The organism is Candidatus Obscuribacterales bacterium, from assembly GCA_019744775.1.
GTDB lineage: Bacteria > Cyanobacteriota > Vampirovibrionia > Obscuribacterales > Obscuribacteraceae > SBAT01.
Genome location: JAIETZ010000006.1, coordinates 105,550 through 132,544, shown reverse-complemented (window position 1 = coordinate 132,544; position 26,995 = coordinate 105,550). Strand labels below are relative to the sequence as shown.

The 26,995-nt window shown below is 45.1% G+C and carries 29 protein-coding genes; 18 read left to right on the top strand and 11 right to left on the bottom strand.

Going from position 1 to position 26,995, the window contains the following annotated elements:
• Window positions 1-6: 6 nt before the first annotated feature.
• A complete protein-coding gene (locus K2Y22_13695) occupies window positions 7-852 on the top strand; it encodes a glycosyltransferase family 2 protein (protein MBX9879509.1) in 846 nt (281 codons plus the stop codon).
• Here K2Y22_13695 and K2Y22_13690 read toward each other — a convergent pair whose 3' ends face one another.
• Window positions 853-1,752 (bottom strand): FkbM family methyltransferase, encoded by a 900-nt coding sequence (locus tag K2Y22_13690; protein MBX9879508.1) that lies wholly within the window; start codon window positions 1,750-1,752, stop codon window positions 853-855. It lies immediately after the preceding gene.
• On the opposite strand from K2Y22_13690, the gene K2Y22_13685 reads away from it, so the two are divergent.
• A complete protein-coding gene (locus K2Y22_13685) occupies window positions 1,751-2,722 on the top strand; it encodes a hypothetical protein (GenBank protein MBX9879507.1) in 972 nt (323 codons plus the stop codon). The two genes, K2Y22_13690 and K2Y22_13685, sit on opposite strands and share 2 nt — an antisense overlap.
• A gap of 3 nt (window positions 2,723-2,725) precedes the next feature.
• On the opposite strand, the gene K2Y22_13680 is transcribed toward K2Y22_13685, so the two are convergent.
• Window positions 2,726-3,802: a glycosyltransferase family 9 protein gene (locus K2Y22_13680; protein ID MBX9879506.1), complete on the bottom strand. Its 1,077-nt coding sequence runs from the start codon at window positions 3,800-3,802 to the stop codon at window positions 2,726-2,728.
• A gap of 69 nt (window positions 3,803-3,871) precedes the next feature.
• Here K2Y22_13680 and K2Y22_13675 point away from each other — a divergent pair, with 69 nt between their 5' ends.
• The 3 genes from K2Y22_13675 to K2Y22_13665 are packed head-to-tail and all read left to right on the top strand — an operon-like array spanning window position 3,872 to window position 6,326.
• Window positions 3,872-4,669, top strand: coding sequence for a class I SAM-dependent methyltransferase (locus tag K2Y22_13675; protein MBX9879505.1), 798 nt, complete (start codon window positions 3,872-3,874; stop codon window positions 4,667-4,669).
• A 5-nt stretch (window positions 4,670-4,674) separates the two neighbouring features.
• On the top strand, window positions 4,675-5,883 hold the full coding sequence (locus tag K2Y22_13670) for a glycosyltransferase family 4 protein (GenBank protein ID MBX9879504.1): 1,209 nt from the start codon (window positions 4,675-4,677) through the stop codon (window positions 5,881-5,883).
• A 14-nt stretch (window positions 5,884-5,897) separates the two neighbouring features.
• A complete protein-coding gene (locus K2Y22_13665; GenBank protein ID MBX9879503.1) occupies window positions 5,898-6,326 on the top strand; it encodes a DoxX family protein in 429 nt (142 codons plus the stop codon).
• On the opposite strand, the gene K2Y22_13660 is transcribed toward K2Y22_13665, so the two are convergent.
• Window positions 6,327-7,181 (bottom strand): FkbM family methyltransferase, encoded by an 855-nt coding sequence (locus K2Y22_13660; protein MBX9879502.1) that lies wholly within the window; start codon window positions 7,179-7,181, stop codon window positions 6,327-6,329.
• Window positions 7,182-7,286: 105 nt separating this feature from the next.
• On the opposite strand from K2Y22_13660, the gene K2Y22_13655 reads away from it, so the two are divergent.
• Genes K2Y22_13655 through K2Y22_13625 form a run of 7 tightly spaced genes read left to right on the top strand, consistent with a single transcriptional unit; the run spans window position 7,287 to window position 14,885 of the window.
• Window positions 7,287-8,507 carry a WcaI family glycosyltransferase gene (locus K2Y22_13655; protein MBX9879501.1) on the top strand — a complete coding sequence of 407 codons (1,221 nt, stop codon included), beginning with the start codon at window positions 7,287-7,289 and terminating at the stop codon, window positions 8,505-8,507.
• Window positions 8,504-9,751 (top strand): glycosyltransferase family 4 protein, encoded by a 1,248-nt coding sequence (locus tag K2Y22_13650; protein ID MBX9879500.1) that lies wholly within the window; start codon window positions 8,504-8,506, stop codon window positions 9,749-9,751. Before K2Y22_13655 ends, K2Y22_13650 begins: the two co-directional genes overlap by 4 nt.
• Window positions 9,748-10,809: a Gfo/Idh/MocA family oxidoreductase gene (locus tag K2Y22_13645; protein ID MBX9879499.1), complete on the top strand. Its 1,062-nt coding sequence runs from the start codon at window positions 9,748-9,750 to the stop codon at window positions 10,807-10,809. Before K2Y22_13650 ends, K2Y22_13645 begins: the two co-directional genes overlap by 4 nt.
• Window position 10,810: 1 nt before the next feature.
• Window positions 10,811-11,911 (top strand): NAD(P)-dependent oxidoreductase, encoded by a 1,101-nt coding sequence (locus K2Y22_13640; GenBank protein MBX9879498.1) that lies wholly within the window; start codon window positions 10,811-10,813, stop codon window positions 11,909-11,911.
• Between the two features lie 9 nt (window positions 11,912-11,920).
• The gene (locus K2Y22_13635) at window positions 11,921-12,970 is read left to right on the top strand and encodes a glycosyltransferase (GenBank protein MBX9879497.1); all 1,050 of its coding nucleotides are present in this window, start codon (window positions 11,921-11,923) and stop codon (window positions 12,968-12,970) included.
• On the top strand, window positions 12,957-13,802 hold the full coding sequence (locus K2Y22_13630) for a glycosyltransferase family 2 protein (GenBank protein ID MBX9879496.1): 846 nt from the start codon (window positions 12,957-12,959) through the stop codon (window positions 13,800-13,802). The genes K2Y22_13635 and K2Y22_13630 overlap by 14 nt, the downstream gene beginning before the upstream one ends.
• A gap of 3 nt (window positions 13,803-13,805) precedes the next feature.
• On the top strand, window positions 13,806-14,885 hold the full coding sequence (locus tag K2Y22_13625) for a hypothetical protein (protein ID MBX9879495.1): 1,080 nt from the start codon (window positions 13,806-13,808) through the stop codon (window positions 14,883-14,885).
• Between the two features lie 77 nt (window positions 14,886-14,962).
• Here the strand turns inward: K2Y22_13625 and K2Y22_13620 are convergent, their stop codons facing one another.
• A complete protein-coding gene (locus K2Y22_13620) occupies window positions 14,963-16,057 on the bottom strand; it encodes a hypothetical protein (GenBank protein MBX9879494.1) in 1,095 nt (364 codons plus the stop codon).
• Between the two features lie 36 nt (window positions 16,058-16,093).
• Here K2Y22_13620 and K2Y22_13615 point away from each other — a divergent pair, with 36 nt between their 5' ends.
• Window positions 16,094-17,002, top strand: coding sequence for a glycosyltransferase family 2 protein (locus K2Y22_13615; protein ID MBX9879493.1), 909 nt, complete (start codon window positions 16,094-16,096; stop codon window positions 17,000-17,002).
• Entirely contained in the window at window positions 16,990-17,973 is a 984-nt protein-coding gene (locus K2Y22_13610; protein MBX9879492.1) for a glycosyltransferase, read from the top strand. The genes K2Y22_13615 and K2Y22_13610 overlap by 13 nt, the downstream gene beginning before the upstream one ends.
• On the opposite strand, the gene K2Y22_13605 is transcribed toward K2Y22_13610, so the two are convergent.
• Both K2Y22_13605 and K2Y22_13600 read right to left on the bottom strand, forming a co-directional pair.
• Entirely contained in the window at window positions 17,963-19,255 is a 1,293-nt protein-coding gene (locus K2Y22_13605) for a class I SAM-dependent methyltransferase (protein ID MBX9879491.1), read from the bottom strand. The two genes, K2Y22_13610 and K2Y22_13605, sit on opposite strands and share 11 nt — an antisense overlap.
• 20 nt (window positions 19,256-19,275) lie before the next feature.
• On the bottom strand, window positions 19,276-20,274 hold the full coding sequence (locus K2Y22_13600) for an NAD-dependent epimerase/dehydratase family protein (protein ID MBX9879490.1): 999 nt from the start codon (window positions 20,272-20,274) through the stop codon (window positions 19,276-19,278).
• A 166-nt stretch (window positions 20,275-20,440) separates the two neighbouring features.
• Here K2Y22_13600 and K2Y22_13595 point away from each other — a divergent pair, with 166 nt between their 5' ends.
• Window positions 20,441-21,424, top strand: coding sequence for a glycosyltransferase (locus tag K2Y22_13595; GenBank protein MBX9879489.1), 984 nt, complete (start codon window positions 20,441-20,443; stop codon window positions 21,422-21,424).
• 30 nt (window positions 21,425-21,454) lie between these two features.
• The gene (locus K2Y22_13590; GenBank protein MBX9879488.1) at window positions 21,455-22,132 is read left to right on the top strand and encodes a hypothetical protein; all 678 of its coding nucleotides are present in this window, start codon (window positions 21,455-21,457) and stop codon (window positions 22,130-22,132) included.
• Here the strand turns inward: K2Y22_13590 and K2Y22_13585 are convergent.
• Entirely contained in the window at window positions 22,129-22,830 is a 702-nt protein-coding gene (locus K2Y22_13585; protein ID MBX9879487.1) for a YdcF family protein, read from the bottom strand. The genes K2Y22_13590 and K2Y22_13585 overlap by 4 nt on opposite strands.
• Window positions 22,820-23,830, bottom strand: coding sequence for a hypothetical protein (locus tag K2Y22_13580; protein ID MBX9879486.1), 1,011 nt, complete (start codon window positions 23,828-23,830; stop codon window positions 22,820-22,822). The genes K2Y22_13585 and K2Y22_13580 overlap by 11 nt, the downstream gene beginning before the upstream one ends.
• 80 nt (window positions 23,831-23,910) lie before the next feature.
• On the opposite strand from K2Y22_13580, the gene K2Y22_13575 reads away from it, so the two are divergent.
• A complete protein-coding gene (locus K2Y22_13575; protein ID MBX9879485.1) occupies window positions 23,911-25,071 on the top strand; it encodes a glycosyltransferase family 4 protein in 1,161 nt (386 codons plus the stop codon).
• Here K2Y22_13575 and K2Y22_13570 read toward each other — a convergent pair.
• Genes K2Y22_13570 through K2Y22_13560 form a run of 3 tightly spaced genes read right to left on the bottom strand, consistent with a single transcriptional unit; the run spans window position 25,061 to window position 26,552 of the window.
• Window positions 25,061-25,957: an FkbM family methyltransferase gene (locus K2Y22_13570; GenBank protein MBX9879484.1), complete on the bottom strand. Its 897-nt coding sequence runs from the start codon at window positions 25,955-25,957 to the stop codon at window positions 25,061-25,063. The two genes, K2Y22_13575 and K2Y22_13570, sit on opposite strands and share 11 nt — an antisense overlap.
• Window positions 25,957-26,355: a PIN domain nuclease gene (locus K2Y22_13565; protein MBX9879483.1), complete on the bottom strand. Its 399-nt coding sequence runs from the start codon at window positions 26,353-26,355 to the stop codon at window positions 25,957-25,959. Before K2Y22_13565 ends, K2Y22_13570 begins: the two co-directional genes overlap by 1 nt.
• Complete coding sequence (locus K2Y22_13560) at window positions 26,352-26,552, bottom strand: type II toxin-antitoxin system VapB family antitoxin (protein MBX9879482.1); 201 nt, start codon at window positions 26,550-26,552, stop codon at window positions 26,352-26,354. Before K2Y22_13560 ends, K2Y22_13565 begins: the two co-directional genes overlap by 4 nt.
• Before the next feature lie 170 nt (window positions 26,553-26,722).
• Here K2Y22_13560 and K2Y22_13555 point away from each other — a divergent pair, with 170 nt between their 5' ends.
• Complete coding sequence (locus K2Y22_13555; GenBank protein ID MBX9879481.1) at window positions 26,723-26,962, top strand: type II toxin-antitoxin system prevent-host-death family antitoxin; 240 nt, start codon at window positions 26,723-26,725, stop codon at window positions 26,960-26,962.
• Window positions 26,963-26,995 lie beyond the last annotated feature (33 nt).

The window sequence follows — 26,995 nt, the reverse complement described above, 5'->3', positions numbered from 1 at the left end:
TGCGAAATGAACAAAGTACCAGTAAGTTTTATCGTGCCTATTAAAAATGAAGAAGGCAATTTGCCGCGCTGTTTGTCGTCTATAAAATGGGCTAATGAAATATTTGTGGTCGATTCGCAAAGCACGGACAAGTCTGTTGCCATCGCTGAATCATACGGGGCAAAGGTTGTGCAGTTTCAATTCTCAGGCACCTGGCCGAAGAAGAAAAATTGGTCTCTGGATAATTTGCCGTTTAGCAATGAATGGGTGTTTATTCTTGATGCCGATGAAGTTCTGCCCAAGGGATTTGAGGAAGAGGTCGGGCAAATAGTCGGCACTGAAAATGATATTGCCGGTTATTGGGTTAACAGGCGCTTTCAGTTTATGGGAAAGTGGTTGAAGCATGCGTACTATCCCAATTGGAACCTTCGCCTTTTTAAACACAAACTTGGTCGCTACGAAAAACTGACTGAAATAGACACGGCAAGTGGTGACAATGAAGTCCATGAGCATGTCGTTGTTGAGGGCAAGACCGCGCACATGAAAGCGGAGATGGACCACTATGCGTTTCCCACGGTGGAAGTATTTTTAGAAAAGCATGATCGTTATTCCAATTGGGAAGCCCGGGTAGCTTGTGATGAATATGAGGGAAAGAGCGCGTCATCAATTCAAGATAAAAACGTTGGTTTTAGACGCAAGCTGCGCGCCTTTTCGCGCTCGTTGCCTTTTCGCCCATTGATGCGTTTTCTCTATGTCTACATTTGGCAGAAGGGATTTTTAGACGGCATTGAAGGCTATTATTTTGCACGTCTGCATGGCTTCTATGAATTTCTCATTGTTGCCAAAACTTATGAACTTAAAAAGCGCAAATAACTATTTTGCGATGAAGCGAACTACGGGTTTAACCGAATCATAAATTTGAGCGGCGGATAGTTCTTGTCCGGCACAGGAATAAAACCGGTAATCATGTTTTTCTAGCTCGTCTGTTACCAGTTTTGGTTTTATACCACGCTCTTCCAGGTAATTAAGATGCAGTTCTAAGCAGATTGCCGGTTTCTTCTTCGCGAGTAATTCCTCGGCTCCCTTTAGAGCTTCAAGCTCAAAGCCCTCAACGTCGATTTTTAATAAATCCGGATAGACATTTAAACGCTTGCATTCCAAATCAAGCGTTGTCACCTCAACAGCCATTGTTTTGGTGGAACTGTCGGACGGCAGTATCTGCACAAAACCCGTGTCTTCCAAAGCCAGATTTAGAGAGCCTTCCTCACTGCCTATTGCTTTGGGTTTCAGACGCAATTGGGTCTCTAGCTGGTTTATGGCAATCAGTGTTTCAATTTTGGGCTTCATCACAGGTGATGGTTCAAAAGCTATTGCTCTTTTATCTTTTCCCATTCGGCAAAAGACAAGCGAGAAAAGCCCCGCGTAGGCTCCTGCGTCAAATAAGACTTTTGCTTCTTTGGCTAAGGCAATGAAAGCTCGCGATTCTTCAATACAATCGGCATTTTGCACAAACTGGTAATCGACGTTTGGCTTGAATTCTTCGTTTATGTATAAGTCCAGGTCGTTAGTGATTTTGGCTAAGAGTCCCCTATCGCTTGGCTGAAAGGAAACATTAAAAGGCGGCTGACTGTCAGTCCAGCCGTGTAGCCTTTTTCTGAGTGGGGACTTCAGACATTCCGGCAAATACTTGACGGCTAATGATCGCCAAAATCTTTTTGAGCCAATTTCAAACATGTCTCTAATTGTAATTGGATTTGCTAAAGTTAGGCTCATGACTGTAAAGCTTGTTGCTATTGTCAACTCGTTTAATCGCCTGGCGCTTATGAAAGAAGGGCTTCCCAGTCTTGTTGCCGCACTTAAGAACATTGATTATCCGTCGGCGATTGTTATTTTTGATGCCGGCTCAACAGACGGCAGTCTTGAATGGATAAATGAATATTCGCGCGAGAGCGGCACTCGCATCGAACTCATAATTCCTGAGCCTGGAGATGACACTTCATTTAGTGGCGGTATTAATCGAGCTACCAGGTACGCAGCTGACTGTTTTCCGCAACTTGAGTACTATTTCTTCTTTGAAACAGATAACTTCATAACTTCCGCTGAGCCTTTAAGTAAGGCGCTTAAGTTACTTAAGTCCATAAGTTATCTGGCAGCTGTCGGCTTTACCGTGACCAAGCATTCGGGTGAACCGGCCGGCATCGGTTGTTCTTTTCCGACGGTTTTGCAATTTGTCTTGGGACAACACCTAACCTGTATGCTTCATCTCGATCAACCAATCAAACATGGATGGCAACAGGAAGATCAAGAAGACCAGCAAATTGAATGGACAATTTGTGATGTTGTATTTACTAGTCCCCTGGTCGTTCGACGAACAGCGTGGGAGAAAAGTCGAGGGCTGGATGCTCGCGAATTTCCATTTTCGGATTGCGATGTTGATTGGGCATGGCGCTTATCAAAACTTGGCTGGAAGCTGGCTGTTATTAAGGCAGTTGGCGTAATTCACGACAACAAGGAAACTTTGTCTGAATGGTCAGGCAAGAGAGTTATCCATTTTCATCATGCGCGTATGCAGCTTTTAAAAAGACACGCGCGGGATGTCGCCTCTGTAAAACCACTATTATTTGCCAGACATGCAGCCGAATATATTCTTTTACAGGCGCTTCGTTTGAGTGGTAAAGCAAGTCCGGAAAAGGTTGAATTGCGCAAGCAATTAATGCGTACTGTTTTTAACGAGTACGACTGAGGACTATAGTAATTTGTTTACAACAGCCAGTACTTCACCTGGATTATAGATCGTCTTTCGCTCTGCGTTTTTGCCGAGGCAGTGTGTGAGGTCTGGATAACCCCACTGTGACATATGCTGGTTGCTGTCAGTGAAGTATTCCCCGAGTGGTATCACATGTGGAATGCTAAATGCTGCTGCCGCGTGCATCAACATGCTGGAATTGCAAATGACTAAGTGGCTTGTTGCCACTAGCGCTAAACTCTGTCTGAGACTTAGCTTACCGGCGAGATTTCCGGCATTCTTCAAGTCTTTGCATAAAGCTGATGCATTCTCCACGTCTTTTTCAGCCCCGACTACTATAATCTCTACCGATTGGTTATCCAACTGCTCAAGCAATTGTCTGAAGTTTTCGACCGGCCAGCATTTCGTTGCAAATCCGCCGCCTGGGCCAACCACAATTCTTTTGACAGCTTTTTTGTGCCAAGTGTTTTCGGCCGCTAATTTTTCTTCTTCGGAAAGAAATACTTGGGGATAGTTGCTAGGTAAGTTAGTCGCCCCGAGAATTTCCGCATAGCGTAAAGCCTGCCGTCCGACGTGCTCTTCATGATTGTAATTGACAAAACTATGAGCGCCGGAGTGACCACCGGCAAAGCCTCTGACGCCTATTCGGTATGGAATGCCTGCCTTAATGAGCAAAAGTTGTCCAAAGGGGCTGCCGACTACATCTATTGCTACATCGAAATGACTATCCGATAGCCGCTGCGCCTCAGCCGAAGTAAGGATATAAGTCAGTGCTGCATTGAGGCTTTGATCCGCTATTACCTGATTGTGCCAGGGCGCGTTCATCGGCAAGACTTCACTTACATAGGGATTCAGTTCCAAAAGAGGTTTTGCCCAGTCGCCAACGCCGGCTACGATTTTGGCATTGGGATATCGGTCGTGAAGCGCCTGAAATAACGGCGTAATTACAAGTAAGTCTCCTAAGTCGTTATTTCTCAAAACGAAAATGGACTCAGGTGCGGCACTAGGCGTGCCACTAGGGACAAAGCGACTTGCCAACCACACGAGAGCTTCAGCTATATCCCGCTTCCAAGACATAGGTGAATAATACTATGTCTTGGCTTGCCTCACACCTACTTATAGTGCTAGGTTATATCCGAGCAAGATATGGATCTAAAGCAACTAGAGCAAAATTGGAATGAGTTCGGCAGAAGGGATCCCTTCTGGGCGATTCTTTCTTTCCCGGGCAAAGAAGGCAATAAGTGGAACCGGGATGAGTTTTTCCGTACCGGTAGAGACGAAATCGACAAGGCTCTTGAATTCGTCGGGCAGCAGGGATTGCGGATTAACTATGGCTCGGCTCTCGACTTCGGCTGTGGTGCCGGCAGATTAACTCAGGCATTGGCGCAACGCTTTGAAAAAACCTACGGTGTTGACATTGCTGAGTCAATGATCAAATTGGCAAAGGAATACAATCAATATCCGGAAAGCTGTTTCTATGAAGTAAACAGACAACCAAATTTGTCACAGTTTGTCGATGGACAATTCAACTTTATCTACTCTTGTCGCGTTTTGCAGCACATGAAACCTGAGTATGCCCTCAATTACGTTAGGGAATTCATTCGCATACTGGCACCTGGTGGTGTCATTGTTTTTCAAGAGCCGACAGAAAAATTGCCTGGACAAAATACTCAAATCTTGGAGGCACCAAAAGGTATAAAAGCGATAGTGAAAAGTCTTATACCGCGCCCACTCTTGAATTGGTATTTCAAAACGCGTATGGGCTATTTGTGTAAGCAGCAACAACAAACTCCGCAAATGGAGATGTATGGAATTCCTGTTGAGGAAATGAAAAGGTTCGTTGAATCACATGGTGCGATAGTAAAAGCTGTTGTACCGGACGATAGTTGCGACGATTGGCGAAGCTATTGTTACTGCATAACAAATGACAACGGAAATAGCTGAAGAACATGAAAATACTTGTTATTTCAGCAACCTTTCCACCCGTGAGCTCGGGCGGCGCTGATTATGCTTTGCGGCTGTGTCAAAACATTGCTAAGCGTGGACATGACGTGCATGTTCTTACTTCAAAAATCGACAATGTGGTGCAAGACGAGTCAATAACAGTTCATTCGACTATTCACCGTTGGACTTGGTCCGAACTAGTACGAATATTAGAGGTTGTGAAAAGTGTAAAGCCTGACGTAGTGAATTTGCACTTCGGCGGTTTCCTTTATAACGATCATCCGATGATCACGTTTTTACCGACAATCTTGCGTTTTATTGATCCAAAGATTCGATTTGTTACCCACATTGAGGCGCCTATCGGTTGTAGGGTTTACCTGTGGCCCAGGACAATTCGTGTTACTCATAGAATTGTCTGTGAATTGTTCAGATCCCAGGACGTCGCATATGCGTATGGCACGCTCTTGCGTGATAGTGACAAGATAATTGTTTTGAGTGAAGAGCATGGTAATGAACTATGCCAAATATACTCAAGGCTTAAGGCAAAGTTGGCATTGATTCCGCCGCCGCCGTTGATGCCAATTGTAAATTTGAGTATTGAGCAAGCTAAGAAAAAACTCTCACTGAATTCGTCTTTTATATTGGTTTATTTGGGTTATCTGTATCCAGGCAAGGGCATTGAGACTTTACTTGAGTCGTTCAAACTTGCTGCGCAAAAAAATGACGATATCAAACTCATTGTCGTTGGCGGCAGTCCCGAGATGCTTCTGAAAAATGTCGGCAGAGATGCGTATGCCCAGGAGATGCGAGATCTGGCAGACAAATTGGGAATTGCAAACAAAATTACGTGGACCGGCAACTTTGATTTTGATAGTGAAGTGCCTTCTTTGTATTTGCGAGCGGCAGATTTTGGAGTAATGCCTTGGGATTGGGGTGTGCACCTGAACAATAGTTCGTTTGGCGCTGCTGCCTGCCATGGATTGCCGATTGTCACGACAAGTTCGCCTACATCAGAAGACGTTTTCGTCGATAGAGAAAATGTCTATCTGTGCCCGCCAAAAGATCCGGCGGCTGTTGCCGAAGCCATTGGACAATTAATTGCCGACAAAGCATTATGTGAGAAACTTTCTCAGGGCGCATTGACTCTGTCCAGCCAATGGTTTTCCTGGGATAGAGCCATAGATAAAACTCTTGCGTTATTTTCAGATAGTTAAAGCGAGGACTTCAAGTGAATAAATTCCTTTACTACAGTCGCCTTGATACAAAAGGCTCACTGGCAATGCTTTTCCTGAGGTTGGTTGCAGGGAGCGCATTTGTTTTTCATGGTTGGTTAAAAATTCAGGAACCATTTACTTGGTTAGGTCCGAATGCACCGATTAATGGATATTTTCAGGCGCTAGCCGCTTTTTCTGAATTTGGTGGGGGCATTGCCTGGAGTATTGGTTTTTTGATGCCTTTTGCTTCTCTTGGAATGCTGATTATGATGAGTATGGCTGTCTATTTCCGTGCAGCTCATGGCGAGCCATTTGTTGGATATGATGGATCGTATGAATCTTCTCTTGGCTATGCAGCGATGTCTTTTCTTCTGTTGATGATTGGACCGGGACGCTTTGCGCTCGATGCAATTCTCTTTGGCAGCAAACTCAAGAAGCAATAATTAGGTCTTGTTCTCAAGAAGAAACATGCCGCATGTTTCCGGCTTGCCTTTGATAGTAATTGTCCGCGGCGACGTGAATTCGCTCAATACTCGGAAGTTGTTTGCTAGCGCGAGCTCGTGCAATTGTTGCCTTCCACCACCGCCGGTGTGCCAGGAATGCCATTCAAGAATTACGTGTTTTGCCGATTTGAAAATCTCTTCGTAAGCGGTCATGAAGTCGAATTCTGCACCTTCTATATCTACTTTGATTAAGTCATATGGCGGTGACATGTACGAAATAAGTTCTTTTGTATTTACTGATTTGACGCTGTGAATGTCGGCTTTTTCGTCTCTTAGTTCGGCTAATGATGAGGACATAAAACTGCGTACGGCAAATTTTGTTTGTCCGGAATCTTTGGAAATGGCAACCGGCAAAAATTGAAATGAACTTTCCAACCGATTAGTTGTTATAAGTTTGCGAACTTGATCAGCGACATTTGGATCGGGATCAATAAGTAAAACTCGACAGTCGTTAATTGTCAGCCCGGACTTGATACGTTCGTAGGCAAGCCAGAGAGAAAAATAGCCGGCATGGCAACCAAGGTCCAGCCAGCGTTGGGGGAAGTATTTTTCCGTGATGACGTTTTCAAGCAGGAGTTTGTATTCTCGTTCAAAGAAAATCTCTTCGAAGGAAACCCAGAATTCCTGCGACGTGATAGGGGCTTTCAGCCCAAAGCCCAGAGGTACTTCAATTTCTAATTCATCAAAATATCTTTGTTTGAGATCAAAAATCACTCGGCGCCGAACGTCCGGAATATCCAACATGGCTCGCAGAGGACTGGCAGCTGTATGTCGCAAAAGGCGTGTAAATTGCATGTATTACTTGTATGCTTTTAGATGACGCGTGTCAATATCGTTAGCGTAGCAACCGCAGCAGTCAAAATGGGATTGTAGGCGGGAATCCGGTAAGAAACGTACACCATGAAAATAAATCTGTGGGGTATTAACTACGCACCAGAATTAACAGGGATTGGTGTCTATAACACCGGTTTGGCTGAGTATTTGGCTGGACAAGGCGACCAAGTGACGATGGTCACCGGCTTTCCCTATTATCCCCAGTGGAGACATCTTGAAAAGGATAAGCCGTTTTATCGCAAGGAAGTGATTAATGGTGTCGAAGTATGCCGTTGCGCCTTGTACGTGCCTGAGAAACCGACGCCCTTTTTGAGAATTTTGCACGAAGCGTCTTTTGTGTTCTCATCCTTTTTTCGCCAACTTACGCTTCCGTCCGCCGATATATATGTCGTTGTTTCACCACCATTGCTGCTTGGATTTGCGGCCTGGCTTATTTGTCTAATTAAGGGCAGGCAATTTGTTTTCCATGTGCAGGACTTGCAACCGGACGCGGCAGCCGGACTCTTGATGCTCAAGCAAGGTTTTTTTCTAAGAGCGCTATATGCCTTGGAAAAATTTGCCTATAAAAAAGCAAGAGTAGTTTCGGCAATCAGCGAGCAAATGTGCGATTTGATTTCGCTGAAGGGTATAAGCAAAGCGAAAATTGTTTTGTTTCCTAACTGGGTCGATTGTGACTATACTGGTTTTGAATCTGGTGCCTGGAAGTCTAAGATGGGAATCGCTTCAGGCAATAGTCTTGTAACTTACGCCGGTAACATGGGTGTAAAACAGGGACTACCGGTCATTCTTGAAGCAGCTAAATTGCTGAGAGACAAACCAATTACTTTTGCTATAGCAGGCAATGGAGTGGAAGTAGACAGGCTCGCCAAGTTGAAGATGGATAACTCGCTTAATAATGTGATGTTGCTTGATGTGTTGTCGGAAGATGAGCATACGCAATTTTTGCAGGATAGTGACATTTGTTTGATACCGCAGAAGAAGGGTGCAGCAACTGCGTTTTTGCCGAGCAAGTTGTTGAAGATGTTGGCACTAGGCAGACCAATACTTGCTATTACGCAAAATGAGGGCGCATTGTCTTCGGCTTTGGCAGAAGGTAATTTCGGCGTGCGTGTAGAGCCTGATGATGAAAAGGTTCTTGCTGAGGCCTTGGAGAATTTACTGGCGGATAGAAGCAAGCGCAGTGCAATGAGCGAAAAGGCAAGGATCTATGTAAAGCAATTTTCCAAGGAAGAAGTTTTGCGAAAGTTTCGCCAAAAGCTTCAGGAACTAGTTGGAGATAAATCGTGATTGTTGTAAGTCATCCAACTGGAAACGCTTTCTTGCGCGCTGTGCTTCAAGGGCTTGAGGAAGCTAATCAGCTTGCTGAGTTTCACACTACTCTGGCTTTTGAAGATTCTGATTTCTTACTAGAGCTATTACCGAAAAGTATTGTTGATGAGTTGTTGAGACGACAATTCCATATCGACCGAGAAAAGGTGTTTATGCACCCGACGAAGGAGATATTGAGACTCCTTGCACCAAGACTTGGCATTTCTTCTCTAGTCAAACATGAAACTGGTTTCGCTTCAACGGATGCTGTTTATCGAGATCTTGATCGCCTGGTTGCCGAAAGGCTAAGGAAAATCGCTAGAAGCGGCATGGTTACTGGGGTGTACGCATATGAAGATGCGGCATTGCAGACGTTTCGGGCAGCTCATGAATTGGGTATCAAGTGCTTTTATGATTTGCCGATTGCCTATTGGCAAACAGTGCAGACATTGTTGAAGGAAGAAGCTCAACGTTGGCCTCAATGGGAACCTACACTCGGCGGCACAAGAGATTCTAATGAAAAATTGGAACGGAAGACAGAAGAAGCTATGCTGGCAGATGCAATTATCTGTCCAAGCAAATTCGTTCTTGATTCATTGCCGGAAAACTTTAGAGGGAATAAGACATGCGTCGTAGCTGAATTTGGTACGCCGGAGATCGAAGTGCAGGAACGCGGAGACCGCACTGGTGAAAAATTGCGTGTTCTGTTTGCCGGTAGCATGGGACAAAGGAAGGGGCTGGCGGATTTGTTTCAGGCGATGAAATTGTTAAGACGATCCGATGTTGAACTCGTCGTGATGGGATCACCTATTGCCGGCTTGGACTTTTACAAGGGCGAATATGCCGATTTTACTTATGAGCCGACAAGACCTCATCATGAAGTCTTGCGCCTGATGCAGACATGTGATGTTTTTGTACTGCCTTCAATTGTGGAAGGGCGCGCTCTTGTTCAACAAGAAGCAATGCTTTGTGGCTTGCCTCTTATTGTTACCCCGAATGCCGGTGGGGACGACTTGATTGAAGAGGGGAAAACAGGATTTTTAGTTCCTATTCGCAATCCGGAAGCAATCGCTGAAAAGATAAACTGGTGTGCTGACAATAAGTCTCAATTGACGGAAATGGGTAAACTAGCAAGAGCCAAAGCTAAGTCATTAACCTGGGATCGTTATCGCCAACTTGTCCTTCAAGCTATTGTGCCGCTAGCTAAAGGCGGTGAACAATGAAGCCTGTAAATGTGGCGCTCGTTGGGTGTGGTGCGGTGGCTGAGCATTATTACGCTCCGGCATTAAAGAAGCTGAGTGCTTCGGGTACTGTGTCAGTAAAAGCGGTATGTGATTCGTCAAAGGTTCGAGCGGAAAAATTGTCGCTGCAGTTTCCGGGATCAGCAGTTGACGAAATTGCTCAATTCAAAGATATAGACCTTGCGATAATTGCAACACCGGTTGCTTTTCATGCCGAACAGACTATCGAAGCTTTAACGCGAGGCTCATCGGTTTTGTGTGAGAAGCCTATGGCGCAGACCTCCATTCAGTGTCAGGCAATGCTCGAAGCGGCAGGCAACAAATTGTTGGCCGTTGGACACTTTCGTCGTCAATTTCCAGCAGCTTTAGCTATCAAAGAAATTCTTACACGGGAGCTTTTAGGTAAAGCGATAAGCTTTAATTTCAGTGAGGGCAGTCCATTTCAATGGCCGGCTGCAACAGGTTCCTTGTTTAACAAAAAAGAAGCCGGCGGCGGGGTCTTGATGGATCTTGGTGTGCATCTTTTGGATTTAGCCTTGTGGTTTTTTGGAGATGTGGAAAGCAGCCAAGAGTACGAGGATGACGCTATGGGAGGAGTTGAAGCAAACTGCCGATTGCAGTTGAAATTCAGGAATGGTGTTAGTGGAAAAGTACGTTTGAGTCGTGATTGGTTTTTAGACAACAAATACGCAATTGATTGTGAAAAGGGATCTGTCACTTGGGGTATTACCCAAGCAACTAAAATCGAAGTTGTTTCGAGCGATGCAAGCGCTATGAAGGCGATTGATGAATTAAGAAACAGAGTATGCCTTCCGAGCATTGATCAACCGGATCATTTGCGGGCTTTTTTCAATCAGCTGCATGCGGTTGTTGAGTCCGTTGCTGAAAACCGTGTTTGTGAGACTGTAGTAACTGGTGCTGAAGCCATGAAAGCTATGCGGCTCATTGAGGCGTGTTATGAAAAGGCTCAGTTGATGCCAATGCCCTGGCTCAATGAAATTGAATTGAAAAGAGCACAACTTCTAAAAGGAGTTGGCTAGCGTGGACAAACTGGCAATATTGGGGGCAAATGGATTCATCGGCACGCAAGCTGTTGAGTTCTTTTATTTGCAGAATCTTTTCGAAGTCGTGCCAATTGTTAGAAGCTATGGGAGTCTAGCTCGAGTGTCTCGCTTTGATCTTGCGGGCAAAATTGCTGATGCGGCTGACACAGAGGCATTGGTGGAAGCGTTCAAAGGCAGCAGGTTTGTTCTGCATGCAGCACTCGGCGATGCTCAAGCAATGATTAGTTCGGCTGATGCGGTTTATAGTGCGGCAGAAAAGGCAGGCGTTGAGAAAATAGTCTATTTAAGCAGCTTTGCCGTTCACGGCTTGAATCCTGCTGCCGGTACAAGCGAAGAAGACAAACTGAGTAAGAAACAGAGATTTGTTTATTCAAATGCCAAAGTCGCAACAGAGACAAAGCTTTTAAAACGCAGAGACAAAGGCTCAGTTGAAATAGTGATATTTCGCCCAGGCATAGTTTACGGACCAAGGTCTTGGCGTTGGACTGCCGGGTTAGCCAATGAATTGTTGGCTGGTACAGCCTATCTAGTGAACAATGGAAATGGTATTTGCAACACAATTTATGTGGACAATCTATTGGAGTCAATCAGGCTGGCATTTGGGAGTAAATCTGCAGACAGGCAAGCATTTTTAGTGGGTGATGATGAGACCGTCACTTGGCTTAAATACTATGAGCAAATGGCATATGCCTTAAAAATAAATCCTGCAAGCATCTACCGAATGAGCGATGACGAAGTGAATGCCTGTATGAAACCTTCAAGGGAGGATTTCTTTAATCATTTACGCGCGTTGCCTGTCACACAAAGCATTCTCCCGTTTGTTTCAGGTGGGCTGAAAGCCGCAATTAAGAAAATGGTTTTTGCGCAAGATGCTTCTGTAGTGAGTTCGACTAACACAGAACAGCTCGTTAACAAGCCACGCCCTAGTGCTGAAATGGTTGCCCTGCAATTGTGTACTTACAAGGTGCCACATAAGAAAGCCGAGCAGGTTCTTGGTTATAAGCCACTTGTTAGTTTTGACGAAGGCATGCGCCGGTCGATAGCCTGGCTGGATTTTGCCGGTTATCCGGTAGGGTAGAATTGAAAAATGTTTGATCCGGCAAAGTGGGCAGTAGTAGGGCATAAGGACGATTCCGGCTTTGGCCGGCAAATGGCCGACGTGCAGTCTGTGTTGGGTATTGGCTATTACCTGGCAATTCCTTCCGAGCGATTGTTTGATCACCCATTGTCCGGTGATTTCGAGAGACTTTTGGATCCGAACTTTAGTGATGCTCAACTTAGAGAAGCATATGCCGGCTTGCAAGGAATAATATTTCCCGAACGACATGGCTGGCACCGAAACATGTTAGCTGTCGCAAAAGAATCAGGATTGAAGACCGTCTGCATTCCCAATTGGGAATGGTTTCGCGGGACTGATGCCGAATGGCAGCTTTGTGATTTATTTGTTTGCCAATCGCATTTTACCGACAAGATAGTGGCAAGTTATGGTTTCAATAATCGTATATATATTCCTGTAGCGATTGATATTGGACGGTTTCCAAAACGGATGATTCAAGGCAAAGCCCGACAATTTGTACATAATGCAGGACTGGTTGATCCGCAAGATAGAAAAGGCACGCGTGATACCATCCTTGCCTTTAAGAAAGTGAAAAGAGCCGACATATCCTTACTTGTGCGTATGCAAAAGGAAATCGAGCTGCCTGAATTGGATTCGCGCATCAAAGTCCAGGTTGGCAATCTCGATAACCCGGCGCAATTGTACGCAAGTGGTGATGTGGCTATACAACCGTCCAAAATGGAAGGCAATGGTTTTATGGTGCTGGAGCCATTGGTTACTGGAATGCCTGTTATTACAACCGATTACCCTCCAATGAATGAATATGTGACGACGAAGGAACTATTAGTTAGAAAGCAGTGGTTCAAAAGGCGAGCGTACTCAACAGAGTGGGTCAAGCACGCACATTTACGTTTGCCTGATATCAATGATTTGGCGGCGAAAATTAATTGGTGTGCGGACAATGATCTCGGTTCTATTTCAGAGACGAATAGACGAGATTCAGAGGTCATTTTCGCTAAGGAAAGTCTACGTAGTAAATGGTACGCAGCTTTGGAGGGACTTGTGAATGGCAGTCCCTGAATCTGTATCCAGCGTAAGAAAAATCAGCACCTATGTACCCTGCTATAACAACGCGTCGACCGTTGGTGAGACGATTAGGTCGCTACAGGCTCAGACCGTGGCAATCGATGAAATCTTTGTGATTGATGACGGCTCAACAGATGATTCAGCAACGGTAGCCAATGCTTGCGGTGTGAAGGTTATACAAAATGACCGCAATACCGGGCGAGGAGCAGTTAGAGCACAGGCGATGCAGATGGCTCGCAACGAACTTGTATTTTGTCTGGATGCCGGCAAAGTTATTAGTCCGAAGTATTTGGAACATGCCCTATCATGGCCTCTGGTTGGAAAAGAGGCCGGCGTCTTTGGGCGAATTATTTTAAACCACCCTAGAACATTGTCTGAACGATGGGCCAACAGACACATTTATGAAATGACTGAAGGAGCGACCAACCGTCATGGACTGTTGGTAACTGCCGGCAGTCTGTTACGAAAATCAATTGTGCTGGAAATAGGTAATTTTAATCGTCTGTGCAGGCACAGTGAGGATCGAGAGTTGGGACATCGATTGTTGCAAGCAGGTTATGATGTCGTGTTTGATCCTGTTCTTACGATACTCGATGCAAGACAAAAGAATTTGTCGGATGTCCTTGAAACATACTGGCGTTGGCATGCCGGTGATAAGGAAGCTGTTGATTTTGGGGCGTACTTGCGGCAAGTTATTTATTCTATAAAGGTGCTTGCTGCGCGTGATATTCAGTCAAATGATCCCGCTGCGGCATTTATAAGTTTGCTTTCCCCGCATTATCAGCTCTGGCGTTCGCTTACACGCTCTCAAAAAAGGAGAGTGTGACAGATGCGTCGAGTATTGGTAGTTAACAATTATCCACTTGCAGGTGTCTGGCAAGAAGTTAAAGATGGACAGACCCCTGATCAATATTTGTATGGCATTAACTACTTTTCTGAGCGTAATTATCAGGCCGAACTAATTGATTTTGCTGAAGATCCGTTTTTAAGTTCCCTGCAAAAGACTTATAACCGGCTGAGGCTACCATTGCCGATCGGAGATCTTGAACAACAGGCGCGCATTTTAGCTGACAAGAATGCTGATTTGATTTATGCACCCTGTCAGACACAGACATACTTACTGAGCTATATGCGCGCTTTGGGACTGTTTAAGACGCCTTTGGTGGTAGTTGCCCATCAACCATTGAATATGGGCATGCTAGCTGCCACACGTGAGCCGTTTGTAAGGCTAATGGTGAATGGCTGCGATGCCTTTCCGGCAATGAGTAAGGCTGTTTCTGGAAGCATCAACAAAAGAGTTGCAAACTTAAAAGAGCCCAAGTCAAAAGCTTTAACATGGGGACCGGATAAGGATTATTATCCCGAGAACATTTCTAATGGCGAAACAATTGTAGCGGCCGGTCGTACCGGACGTGACTTTCTGACTTTTGCTAAAGCCTGCGCCAAGATGAATCAACCTGCTCACATACTTTGTTTACAAGAAAGCTTTAGCCCTGGAATTAAAGTTGCCGATTGCGTAGAAGTTACGGTGAGACCTGATGATTCATTTTTGCCTTTTCCAGACCTGGTAAAAATATACGCAAAGGCCAGGGCTTTGGCGATACCCCTATATTCGGCTGATCATCTGAACGGACTGTCGAGCTTGGTAGATGCCTTGGCAATGGCTAAGCCTGTCATAATGACGAAAAATCCTTATATTGACATTGATATTGAAGCCCTGGGAATTGGATTCTGGGTGGAACCCAATGATGAAGAAGGGTGGACTCGAGCGATACGGTTTTTTCAGGATAACCCCGACAAGGCTATTGAAATGGGTAAAACGGGAAGAAGCCTGGTCGATTCGGGCTGGAATTCGAAAACCTTTGCCAGTCAAATAATGGACATCTTCGATTGGGTGCTGAATGAATGATCAAAAATATACTTTCTGGTCAACGAGTTTGTTGAAGACTTTGATCAAGACGGCTTTGGTATCGGTTGCCTAATATATCAGACGAGAGACTCAAAGATTTGATGCCAGGTTGAGGCGATTTCACGCCAAGACAAATAAGTAGAGGCAAGTTGAGAAACATCTCGCGAAATCGATTCGAGATGTTGGTCGTTTAGTGAACCGATAAGGATATCTGGCTTGTCAACCGGATATGCAAGATAGTGTTTGCCGGAAATAAATGGAGTGTCGGCTGGACCGCTGTCCTCAGCAATGGAGACTTGTCCCAGTTTTGCCGCTAAATGGAAAGAAGTCGATTTCAAAATGTGGGTTGATTGAGTATGCATCAAGGACAACCCGCTTTCTTGAACCGATGAAGGTACTTGCGAACTGTCGAAATTGTAGGCTGTGGTTAAGTTTAGAGAGGGGAGTTTGTCCCGAATAAACTCGGCGGCTAGGTCTTTGCCGGTGCATTGACCCGCGAGCACTATACGTTCGATCGCGCCTTGTTTGATTAGTTGCTCGAGAAGCTCCACATGAGTCTGAACACCTCTAACTCTGGCGTATTCCTTGCCAAAAATAAGCAATTGCTTCCAGTTTTTCACTGCTGAGGCATCAACAGCAAAACTACAACCCAAAGGGATTATCTGAACTGGTTTATTTACACCGAGTGCCAGTAGAGACTGACGATTAACTTCGCAACTGGTGATTATTGCCGAGGATAGCTGCATCAGGTCCGACACGCATTTTTTTTGCTTGCCCATAAGCCAGAAGACTTTTTGCCAAGGCTTGCCGCTAGACCAGGTTTCGTGAAACATGGTAACCAAACGTCTTCCGCTATTACCATCCAGCCATTTTTTAAGTGCTGCTGGTAGCCATGAAGGACAGCCGTTTACGTCAAAACCATAGCCGACGTATTGCAAGAAGACAGTGTCGACATTCATTTTGGAAAGTCTTGCTAGAAGCCCGTTTTCCGATGGCTCGAATTGGTCAATTGCGACCTGCGGCCAATATTTGCGGCTTTCATCGACTGAGTCCAGTACTAAAAATCTCTGGGGCTTTTCGCTGTTGGGCCAGTGGTGCCACATCTGATAGCAATAATCGCCCAACCCATCCATGGCTGGTGGCAACCTTGGTGTAATAACGCAAATTGGCATTAACCATCCCCAGCGTAACGGTCCTGTTCGGCCCCTTTGAAGTATAAAACAATTTTTGGGTATATAATTCAGTTGATGTTGTTTTCAGTGATAATTCCTACCTGTGAACGCGCAGAGCCTCTTCGTCACGTCTTGGACGCGCTTGCTTCCGGCAAGCAAACAATGGCTTTTGGTGAGTATGAAGTGATCGTCACCGATGATAGCCGCTCAAGCGCGGTAGAGACTGTAGTCAAAGAAGGATATCCCTGGGTTAGATTCGTTAAGGGCCCTCAGAAAGGTCCTGCTGCTAACAGAAATAACGGCGCGAAATTAGCAACTGGTGAATGGCTGGTTTTTACGGACGATGATGTTTTGATTGATGCTAATTGGCTTTCTGTCTATGCTGCGCATACCGGCGGCGCGGCTCAAGCCTTAGAGGGGTCAATTGAAGCAATCGGTGAAATGAATAGAATTTTTTCTGAGTGCCCAATTAATATGACAGGTGGTCTATTTTGGTCGGCAAACATCGCCGTCAAGCGAAGCTTGTTTAAGGAGATTGGGGGATTTGATGAGAATTTTCGACATCCTACTCAAGAAGACTCTGACTTGCGCCGGCGTTTGCTTCCGTTAACAGAGATTCTTTTTGTTTGCGATGCCAAAGTAAGGCATCCTGTTCGGGTTCCTAATGTTCGGCAAATGATCGGTTTGACCATTGATAGGTGTTCGGCTTGGACGTATTTTCAAGGCAAGCATCGGCATATTATTGCGCGACCGGACAATTATATTCGCTTAGTGGTTGACTGGATGCGCGTTTATTGGACTTACACAAAACTCAATTTTAGAGCTAAGAGTATCCGAGGGATGTTCGTCTCTTTCTTAGCTATGTTTGTTCTTGGCCCATATGCTATTTTTAAAACGCTGTATTTTTCTCCTGAGTATAAGAAATTAGCGTCATGGACAAAGTAACTGTTGCTATCCCTACTTATAATCGCGATGATTATTTGCGCCAAGTCATTGCCAGCGTATTGTCGGAGTCCGAAATTGATTTTGAGCTGCTCATAGTCGATACCGCCTCGCCTGTGAATGTCAAAGAAATAGTGGATAGCTTCAACGATTCACGAGTAAATTATTTCTACTATCCGAAAAATTTAGGCATGGTTGGTGCCGGTAATAAGTGCATTGAACTTTGTCAGTCGGAATATCTAATGCTTTTGGCTGATGATGACAGGCTTTTGCCGGGTGGTCTGAAAAAGCTCTACGACCAAATCGTAGTTGATCCGCAAGTAGGTGCGGCCATAGGTTCAGTCCTGCTTATTGACGAGAATGGTCAGCGGATTGGTGAAAAGGTGAAAATCACTGAAGTTGATCGATGTATAGATGGAAGAGACTTTTACAGAAAATATCTGACCGGTAGAATTGCTGTTCAACCATGCTCGGTGCTGCTGAGAACATCAATTCTAAATAAGGCTGGGCAGTACGACCCGGCAATCCAATATTGCCCGGACATGGACTTATGGCTGCGTGTTGCTCTTAATGGGAGGATTTCCCTTGTCGCTGATAGCGTTGGCGAGTACAGAATTCATGGTGGCACAGCCACAACAAAATTCAAAGCAAATGCTGAAATAGGCCGCTCGTATCAAGGACTGATTAAAAAGCAATATCATTTGGCCAAATCATCAGGTCTTTTCCCTGATGATGATCTGAAAGAAATGTTTTGCGTTGCTGCCGGACAGTACGCGGGCAGTTGCACAGCTATTGGATTGGACTGTTTTAAGAGAGGGCAATGCGAGGTTGCGCGCCAGTACTTTGCCATCGCCGCCGAGTTGACGCCGACACTTGGTGGAAAGTTTTACTTGTCCATGCTGTCGCTCGCCACTTATGGTGGGAAAGAAATTTATACTGGACTGCAAAAGCTGAGAACAATGGTCAAGCGTTAGAGCTAGTGCCGTCATTGCCTATGATCTGCGGTTCCGGCAGAGGGACTATGTATTTACCTTTGAAGCCTTTGGCGGATAGATTTTGTATCAATTCGTCCTTGATGTGCCATGAAAGAAGAAGCGCATATTCCGGCTGCTCATCAAACAAGCAGGATTCTTCTTTTACGGGAATTACAGTCCCAGGCATATTTTTACCTACCTTGTGTGAATTTTTGACCTCTACCACACAGTCAAGAATGCCATTATCGATGCCTGCATAGTTTATTAATGTGCTGGCACGAGAAGGTGCTCCGACGCCAAAAATTCTTTGTTTTTTCAATTTTAAATCAAGCAATAAAGAATTGAGTTTTAACTTGGAAAGCACGACGCGTTCTTTGAATTCCGGCAAAAGTTTGGTGCCAAGGTTGGCAGCATTTTCGCTGTTTAGTAATTCTTTTACAGAGTCTCTGACTGGGTGTTTGCCGTTGCGGGCCGCATAAACTCGAATAGAACCACCATGCGTCGGTATACGCTTGGCGTGAATTACTTCCAGTCCATGGCGATTGAGAAGGTAGCTAATGCTACTCAAAGAATAATAACGTAAATGCTCATGGTAAATGGTGTCATATTGTAGCGTTTCTACTAGTCCCAGAAGATAATGGGATTCAGAGATGAACACTCCATCATCGTCAAGCAAGGTCATTATGCCTTCCATGATGTCATGAATGTTTTCTATGTGTGCAAAAACATTGGTTGCGGTTATGATGCGGGCTTTGCCTACTTTTGAGCGTACTCGAGTGGCGGTTTCGATGTTAAAGAAAGCTTCTTCAGTTGCAATACCGGCTTCAATTGCTTTTTTCCCCATCAGTGTAGGCTCGATACCCTGCACTTTATGTCCGCCGTTTTTGAAATTACTTAGAAGCGTGCCGTCGTTAGAGCCTATGTCGATAATTAGATCGTCGGATGTTAGAGGTACGATCTTAGACGATTCCTCGTAGAGTTCCTTGAAGTTTTCCCGGAGAATTTTTGTCGTGCCGCTGGAATAAGGATATTCTGGTGGAAACAAAATTGCCGGATCGACAATCAGTCCTAATTGTGCCAGGGTGCAATTGTGACAAAACAACATTTCAGCAGGGTAACTAGCTTCTTCTGCCGGGCGTTTGCCTGTAATGGGCATCGTATTTACAGGCGGTAGGTAACCCAAGAACAGTACTGACTCAAGACGGGCACTGTCACATGTTTGGCAGCGTTCGACGACAACGGATGAGCCTGTGCCCTGAGCAAGTGCAGTCTGTTGTTTCATGTTCTATCTCCTTAAGTATTCTATCCATTAAGAACAAACGATTTTGCCGGAGCTAGATTTTGATTAGCATCGTACCAGTCAGCCGTGCGCCGTACGCCGTCTACTAAATTTACCTGAGGTTCAAAACCAATCGCTCTTATTTTGCTAATGTCTGGGCAGCGGCGCAAGGTGCCTCCAGAGGCAATGTCGCCTGCCACTAAGTCCAGTTCGCATTTAAAGTAGTGACCGATGATGCGTGTCAGCTCTGAGATCGTCACTTCTTGATCGGTGCCGATGTTGTAAATTTCCATGTGTTTACCATGTTCAAAAACTGTCATTAGCGCATTGATCATGTCATCAATGAAGCAAAACGCTCGTGTCTGATTGCCAGTCCCTTGAATGGGAAATTTCACCGGACTTGAGCCTTGTTGACTAAGCTCTTTTGCCCTCATGATAAGCTGTGGAATAACGTGTTCCCAGCCCATGTCCGGACCATAAATATTGTGAGGTCTGAAGATGATCATGCGTTCAAAAAACTTTGCGCCACAATGGATTGCCATTACCTCCGAGATGATTTTACCGGCAGCATAAGAGTATCTCGGATTGAAAACATCCGGTATAACCAAAGGCACATTCTCGTCAGTTGGCACTGTTGGCGGTGTCTGGTAAACTTCCGAGCTGGAAGCAACAATAAGCTCAGGAATACTCAAGTTTTTGCAGACGTCAATTGCATTGACGATACCTTTGACACCAACATCCAGCACAGTCTCCGGCATGGAGTAGAAAAATTCAGTGCCATTGATGTAAGCAAGATGACAAACACAGTCTATGCCCTTTGCTGCTTCGGCAAAGGTGGCATAATCGCGGATATCGCCTTCCACATGCTCGTACTGTCCAGCTACAGAAGCTAAGCGTCTGTGCGCTCCTCTTGAGTTGTTATCAAGCGTGCGTACTTTGTGTCCACGATTTACAAGCGCTGTCACGAGAGACGCGCCGATGAAGCCCGTACCGCCGGTCACCAGATAAGATTTCTTGGTCACAAATCATCCTCTTCGTGTGCTTATTTTACGCGAAAACCTCTAGACCGCGCCGTATCTGCCACATTCTTTTGATCGAATGCTGTCAAGCGCAATTTTTGAATTTTGAAGATCCGAATGCGTTTATCGAAGTATATAATTCAATTGATGCTGTGAACAAGGGAGAGCCATGCCGCAAATTAGCGTCGCTATTTTAACGTATGATCGTACAGACTATCTTCGAGAAGCAATAGCCAGTGTGCTTGCGGATAAAGATCTCGATCTAGAGCTTCTGGTTTTAGATACTAATTCACCAGTAAATGTCAAAGAAATCGTCAGTGCTTTTCCCGACTCACGCTTGAAATATCATTACCATCCAGTGAACTTGGGTATGATTGGAGCACTTAACAAATGCATCGACCTTTGTTCGGGTGAATTTGTTCTGATCTTAAATGATGATGACAGGCTATTACCTAATGGACTGAGAAGGCTTTCTCAAGCGCTTATTGACCAGCCTGAGGCGGGAGTTGCAATTGGTTCTGTTTTACTGATTGATGAGAAAAGCAAGCCTATCGGAGATAAGCAGGCTGTGGCTGCTGAGGATGTTTGTCTCACTGGTGCAGCTTTTTACAAGGACTACATCACAGGTAAAATTCCTGTGCAACCATCGACAATTTTTGTCAGGAAATCTGTATTGGATGAGGCCGGTTACTATGATGGAAACTTCGCCTATGGTCCGGATATGGATCTATTGCTCAGGTGTGCCCTCAAGTCGAAAAAAGTCTGTTTGATTGCAGATGCTCTCGGCGAATACCGTGTACATGGTGGATCGGCTACGGAAAAACTAAGACGTAATGCAGAAGTAGGTGTTGGTTATAGTTATATTGTTGAAAAGCAATATCCTCTTGCTAAAGCAGCCGGTATTTTTTCTGCCGATGAGCTGGAAAATGTATTTAAACATGCCAGAAGTACGGTCGCCGGTACCTGTGTGTCTCATGGACTAGACTGCTTTCGTGCTGGAGAGGAAAAAGTGGCTCGTCAGTACTTTGCCTTGGCTAAGCAAATGGCACCGGATCCAGCCGGCAAATTTTATGCATCCGTTCTTAGCTGTGCCACTTTTGCAGGGCAGTCAGCTTACGATTGGTTGCGTAGTATAAAACGACTATTCGCGTAAACATCGGCAAAGTAATTTTGAGACTAATATATGCAAAAACCGACGGCAATTTATCTTGGATGGACAAACAGTCAAACTTCGAAAGATGTTGAAGACAGACTGAAGGAGTCTTTTGAGCTCGTATTTGCCAGTTCTTTCAGCTTTAATGAAAAGACAGATCAAGAAGCTTTGGCAAAACTTGCCCCGCAATTCGTGTTTGCCTTCGGTCCTCTTATTGTGCGTGAGCCACTACTTACCAGTCCGTCTATCGCTGCCATCAACTTCCACACTGCGCCGCCGAAATGGCCGGGACGAGGCTCTTGTTCGATGGCCCTCCTTGAAGGGGATAATGAATTTGGTGTTACTGCTCATATTATGGATAAGGGCGTGGATACCGGTCCCATTTTGAGGGTGTTACGTTTCCCAATCGAAAAAGATGATGATGCAGAGACATTACGCGAGCGTACTCTTAGCTTCATACCAAATCTGGTATCAGTAGTCATTGATGATCTAAAACAAAATAACTGGCAACCCACAGTGAGTGGGGAGATGTGGCAGCGTAAAGCGATTCGGCAAAAGGATGTCATAGATATGATGCGCATCGCTGATAGTGATTCGAATGAAATGGTTCAGAAGAAAGTTAAGGCGTTTGCTCACTCACAGAAACCTGGACCATACATTGAACGCGCCGGCATACGATTTTGGTACATGAAGGGACTCAAATTCTAATTTCCGGTATTTCGAACAACCGAATCATTTTCAATTTGGCCGGTCAGCGGATTTATATGATGTGCGCAATGATACCCTTGCTCATTCCAGTAATTCATATCGACTTGTGAAAGTTGAGTTACATTGCTGCAATGCGGATAATAGAATTGACTTATCACCGCCCAACAGCAGGCGCGAATTACATCCAAGGCAGTCTTAATGTCCCACTCCGGTTTAGCGGGAAATCCATCATCGAGAATATCGAAGTCCGTCCAAATACCATGAGTGGCAAAAATAATTCCTGCCAAAAGTTGCGCTCGCGGCTCGTGACTGTGTGAGTCAATTACCGTAATCCTTGAGACTTTCCAGCTTCTGAGAATGGGCAATCCGTAGTACATGTTGCCAAATGTCGAATCCGCGCATTTTTCCAGCCAGACTTTATCCATTGGCGCATTGGCGCGCTGAAAGGCGTTCCAAATGCACGGATCAGGACTGCCTCCGGAAATAAGAGTGAGCATTTGTGGGTGTTTGGCAACTAATTCGGCTGCGTGAATTTCTCTTGTGTTGTTGCCGCCTAATACAAAATAAGCTTGTGAGGGTTTTGTGGCGGCAATTGCAAGACTAATTGTTGTCCACAAAAGCCAAATAACAATTAGACATGTGATAGCAAGCAGAATTTTAGACGGCTTGGCTCCAGAGACCATAGCTTTAAAGACCATAAATTGATCGCCAGATGGGATTGTTGTGCTTGTTGAATGAATGCTTGTTTGTCCATGTTGTATGCGGAATAGGTAGATTTTCAGATAAGGCATAGTAAGCCCATGCTCTGCCGTAAGGTTTTGGTTTCTTAAATAGTCCAAGCAATCCTAGATGATCCAGCGCGTTGCCAATTTTTCCTTTAAGTGTCGTTCGTGTGCGCTCAAGCCATGGTCTGTCGATGCCGGCGCCATGGATAATGAATTTGGTTTGATCTGTCGGTATAAGTTTTCCCTGCAGCAAATAAGGAAATGGCCGGTCTTGAAAGTACTGCCCAAAACTTCCGAATTCCAATTGCCTGGGCGAAATAGCGAAAACATCCGGTGCATCCGGTTGTCTAATGAGCAGATTGAGCATACATTGATCAAGACAAAACCAATTGACAGGGCTCATCAGTTTACGGTTGCGAAAATGTTTGAATGAAAGTTCTGCCCATTGATTGATAAAGTCATTGTGTTCAGGAATACGAAATCCGAATAATCCGCCATTGACGTAATTGAATGGTTTCAAATTATGGGACAGCCCGACTTCCTTTGCCTGGTCATATAAAAGCACATCATATTGGTCGTACTTTCGTTCCGGTTCACTGCTCACTACAATGCCATTTTCAATTGGTTCAAATAAGTGACCGCACGGCCTTTCTATAATCATATCTGCATCAAGATGCAGATATTTGCCGGGACTCAATCCCCTTAATCCAGCTAGACGACTTACAGTGAAATAATAGTCGGTGCCGGGACCCTCAAAGGAACGTACGGCTAGCTGCGGATGATTGGGAATGACAGACAAGTCGAAGTCATGGTGCTTATCGACGAGAATTTCAAATTTACCGAGAAAACCATTTAGGACGGCGCTATTGAAGAGGGCGTAAACGCCAGGCAAATAACGAAAATCCGAAGGACAAAGGATTGTTATGTCCTTCCCCCAAGTGGAGTCCGCCATGTTTTCTGAATTGGTTGTCATTTGGTCTCTAAAACTTCTTCCTTGATTCTAGCCTTATTTGAAAAAAGCAGTGCGTGGTATGTTAAATCTGACGGACCCCTATGAAGATACTGCTTTATTCCTACAGCTTTTGGCCTAATATCGGCGGTGTTGAGGACGTTGGACACAGCCTGGCCAAGGGCTTGGTTGAAGCCGGTCACGAAGTGACGGTCGTCACTGAGACCGCATCTGATAACCATCGTCTGGTGCCATATACGCTAGTTAGGCGTCCGGGGCTCATTGAGCGGGCCAAGCTTGTTGCCGACCACGATATAGTTCATTCCAACGGCTCCAGCGTCAGCTTGTTTTTTCTGGCTACCTTGCTTGATAAACCATTTAGCTGGACCCATCATGGTTATCAGCTACAGTGTGTCGACGGCGCGGGCTGGGTGGCCGGTAAGCCTGCGCCCATGACTCCTTTGGCTTCTTTCCGGTATCACTTGCACTTATTTGGATTTAAGGCAATTCCAGGTGGTATTAAGCTTTGGCTGAGACGGCTTGTCGGTTTGTTGGCCGATGCCAACGTGGCTGCCAGCCTTCATCAAGAAAGGCGCCAGCCTCTTCCCCGCCAATGGGTAATTTACAATCCCATCGAAGTTGATGATTTTAAGGTGGGCAGTGCCGAAATTGCTAAAGCGAATCTGGCAAAATCCCAGACTAGTTTTACATTTATCGGTCGCTTAATATCGGAGAAGGGTGTCGATGACCTGCTTTATGCGCTGGCATATTTAAACAATAACGAGCAGCATCGATTGGGCAGTCGTAGTTACACGCTGCAGATTATTGGCGATGGACCGCAATTGCAATTTTTGCAGGAATTATGTTCAAGGCTGGATCTTGATGGACATGTCTGGTTCCGTGGTTCTTTAACTGGTAAGGAACTCTTCGATGCAATTAACGAAGCTGGAGTGTGCGTATTGCCGTCGGCTTGGGAAGAGCCGGGAGCGCTAATTGTGATGGAGCTTTTGGCTGCCGGAAAACCAATGATCGTTTCGCGATCCGGTTGGTTGTCCGAGTGCGCACTGGATGCTTGCCGGACATTTCCAAATCGCGATCGTATAGCTCTAGCTCGCACAATGGATGAAGTAATCAACGACAAGCCATTGCAAGAAACTTTGATTGAAAAGGCGATCAATCGCTTCAATCAGTTTGATCCGAAAAAGCAAGTTGCCGAATACGTCGAACTATTTGAGTTGATGTTGAAGAAAGATACTAAGCTGTAAATTCTGGGGCAATAAACTTTTCGATTAGGGACAATTTTTCTTCAGGGACAGCAACTAAATTGTCATCGAATTCTTGTTTGTCGGGACAAGGGATGAGGCGGCCATTTGTTGTGACGTTGAAAGACTTGTATTTGTGATCTTTGAGAAATTGATAAAGCTCGACAGCCTTATAGCCCCAGGGAGTCGTGCGGATGTCTTGTATTTCGTAAATTATGAGTGGACGCAATTCATCCAAGAGAATTTTGTCTGCACCTTTCAAGACGGCTAGTTCGCCACCTTCCACATCCATTTTGACGAAATCTACTTTCTTGATTTGTTTTTCTTTTAAAAGATCGTCGAGCCTAATTTGCTTAATTTCGACCTCAGTGGCTTTTGTCTCAGCGCTTGGTAGGCGCAAGCTATTCAATCCCGAGTGATCAACGCAGACAAACATGTTGACTTTGCCTTCTTCGGCGCCGAGAGCGACTTCTTGTACTTCTACATTCTTGCAGTTGTTGAGAGAGAGATGTACTTTTAGTTTTGCTAACTCACGCGGTGACGGTTCAAAGGAGATAACTCTTCCGTTTGGTCCGACTTTTTGAGAAGCTAAAAGAGTATAGAAGCCGTGATGGGCACCGATATCTATTACGGTCATGCCCTCTTGTAAGTAATTCAACAAAAACTGTTGTTCGTTGTCTTCAAAACCAGTGCCGCAAAACGTGTGGGCACCGAGAAAGTCATTGTAGGCGAGCCATGTGGCGCCCCAGCGTGTTCGCGACTTAAGCGGCATCTCCGGAGCCAAATGCTTTCGGAGCCACCAGATGATTACCCAGGGCTTGGAAGCGACATACGATACAGTGTGTTTCCAGTGGCGTAGTGAAGAGTGAATATGAGCAATTAAAGACATTAGATTTTTAGTACTCGCAAAGCGGTGCAGGCGGCAATCATGTCGAAATCACTGTCTCTGTGCAAAATAGGCATGTCATTCTCGATGCATATAGCTGCTATAACGCAATCAACGGTACTTCTTATAGTTTTGCCTTTGCTTCTACAGTTTCGATAGATTTGTGCTGCATTGATATAGGTATCTGTGCCCATGGGCTTATGTAAATGCAATTTCTCAAAAAAGGTTTTTATGACTGTAAACTCTTTTTCCTGCTTGAGACCTTGTAAGACTTCGGTAATGATTATCTCTGCAATCGATATCTTAATCTTGTCGTTTATTAGCCTGTGCAAAACGTGGCGCTGTGGGCTATTTTCTCCATTTAGAAAATCAATCCACACACTAGAATCGACAAGAATCATACTCGGGACTCACGCATTTTTGCCAAGTCGCCAACCCACTGAATTTTGCCTTCCAGATCAAGTAATCCTTTAAGTTCATTTTGACGGACTAGCTCCGCAAGGGCATAATTTACCAATTCCTTTTTAGTGCTCAGTCGCGTCAGTTTCATGGCCTTCTTGACCAGCTTTTCGTCCAGCTCAATGTTGGTTCTATGCATTGTGCATTCTCCTGGAACTGCATACACAAATATACCACATTTGTGTGTACGGTCTCATTAATCTATTTCTTGCTCAGGACGGGCAATGAGAGGGACCTAGGAAAGGACTATCGCTCGACGCGTGCCTGAAAAGGTATTAAACTAGTTGGCAACTAGTTGGAGTTTATCTTATGTTGGAAATGGGCGCATTTGAAGCTAAGACGCACTTCTCAAGTCTGCTTGAAAAAGTGGAAAAAGGTGAGCAAATAACGATCACCAAGCATGGTCGTCCAGTAGCCATGCTGGTTCCTATGGTTCCTAAAAGTTGTGAAAACAAGCAAGATGTGATTGATCGCATTAAGAAATTTCGTCGCCAAAATTCGTTAGGCGGACTTGACTGGAAAGCACTACGTGATGAGGGCAGAAGGTGATCAGTCTAGTACGTCTAAAGGGCGCATGCAATG

What these genes read in the sequence shown, in the direction of transcription:
- K2Y22_13695 (MBX9879509.1), top strand. Translation starts at nt 7, where the DNA reads ATGAACAAAGTACCAGTAAGTTTTATCGTGCCTATTAAAAATGAAGAA.
- K2Y22_13685 (MBX9879507.1), top strand. Translation starts at nt 1,751, where the DNA reads ATGACTGTAAAGCTTGTTGCTATTGTCAACTCGTTTAATCGCCTGGCG.
- K2Y22_13690 (MBX9879508.1), bottom strand. Translation starts at nt 1,752, where the DNA reads ATGAGCCTAACTTTAGCAAATCCAATTACAATTAGAGACATGTTTGAA.
- K2Y22_13680 (MBX9879506.1), bottom strand. Translation starts at nt 3,802, where the DNA reads ATGTCTTGGAAGCGGGATATAGCTGAAGCTCTCGTGTGGTTGGCAAGT.
- K2Y22_13675 (MBX9879505.1), top strand. Translation starts at nt 3,872, where the DNA reads ATGGATCTAAAGCAACTAGAGCAAAATTGGAATGAGTTCGGCAGAAGG.
- K2Y22_13670 (MBX9879504.1), top strand. Translation starts at nt 4,675, where the DNA reads ATGAAAATACTTGTTATTTCAGCAACCTTTCCACCCGTGAGCTCGGGC.
- K2Y22_13660 (MBX9879502.1), bottom strand. Translation starts at nt 7,181, where the DNA reads ATGCAATTTACACGCCTTTTGCGACATACAGCTGCCAGTCCTCTGCGA.
- K2Y22_13655 (MBX9879501.1), top strand. Translation starts at nt 7,287, where the DNA reads ATGAAAATAAATCTGTGGGGTATTAACTACGCACCAGAATTAACAGGG.
- K2Y22_13645 (MBX9879499.1), top strand. Translation starts at nt 9,748, where the DNA reads ATGAAGCCTGTAAATGTGGCGCTCGTTGGGTGTGGTGCGGTGGCTGAG.
- K2Y22_13635 (MBX9879497.1), top strand. Translation starts at nt 11,921, where the DNA reads ATGTTTGATCCGGCAAAGTGGGCAGTAGTAGGGCATAAGGACGATTCC.
- K2Y22_13630 (MBX9879496.1), top strand. Translation starts at nt 12,957, where the DNA reads ATGGCAGTCCCTGAATCTGTATCCAGCGTAAGAAAAATCAGCACCTAT.
- K2Y22_13625 (MBX9879495.1), top strand. Translation starts at nt 13,806, where the DNA reads ATGCGTCGAGTATTGGTAGTTAACAATTATCCACTTGCAGGTGTCTGG.
- K2Y22_13620 (MBX9879494.1), bottom strand. Translation starts at nt 16,057, where the DNA reads ATGCCAATTTGCGTTATTACACCAAGGTTGCCACCAGCCATGGATGGG.
- K2Y22_13610 (MBX9879492.1), top strand. Translation starts at nt 16,990, where the DNA reads ATGGACAAAGTAACTGTTGCTATCCCTACTTATAATCGCGATGATTAT.
- K2Y22_13605 (MBX9879491.1), bottom strand. Translation starts at nt 19,255, where the DNA reads ATGAAACAACAGACTGCACTTGCTCAGGGCACAGGCTCATCCGTTGTC.
- K2Y22_13595 (MBX9879489.1), top strand. Translation starts at nt 20,441, where the DNA reads ATGCCGCAAATTAGCGTCGCTATTTTAACGTATGATCGTACAGACTAT.
- K2Y22_13590 (MBX9879488.1), top strand. Translation starts at nt 21,455, where the DNA reads ATGCAAAAACCGACGGCAATTTATCTTGGATGGACAAACAGTCAAACT.
- K2Y22_13585 (MBX9879487.1), bottom strand. Translation starts at nt 22,830, where the DNA reads ATGGTCTTTAAAGCTATGGTCTCTGGAGCCAAGCCGTCTAAAATTCTG.
- K2Y22_13580 (MBX9879486.1), bottom strand. Translation starts at nt 23,830, where the DNA reads ATGACAACCAATTCAGAAAACATGGCGGACTCCACTTGGGGGAAGGAC.
- K2Y22_13575 (MBX9879485.1), top strand. Translation starts at nt 23,911, where the DNA reads ATGAAGATACTGCTTTATTCCTACAGCTTTTGGCCTAATATCGGCGGT.
- K2Y22_13570 (MBX9879484.1), bottom strand. Translation starts at nt 25,957, where the DNA reads ATGTCTTTAATTGCTCATATTCACTCTTCACTACGCCACTGGAAACAC.
- K2Y22_13565 (MBX9879483.1), bottom strand. Translation starts at nt 26,355, where the DNA reads ATGATTCTTGTCGATTCTAGTGTGTGGATTGATTTTCTAAATGGAGAA.
- K2Y22_13560 (MBX9879482.1), bottom strand. Translation starts at nt 26,552, where the DNA reads ATGCATAGAACCAACATTGAGCTGGACGAAAAGCTGGTCAAGAAGGCC.
- K2Y22_13555 (MBX9879481.1), top strand. Translation starts at nt 26,723, where the DNA reads ATGTTGGAAATGGGCGCATTTGAAGCTAAGACGCACTTCTCAAGTCTG.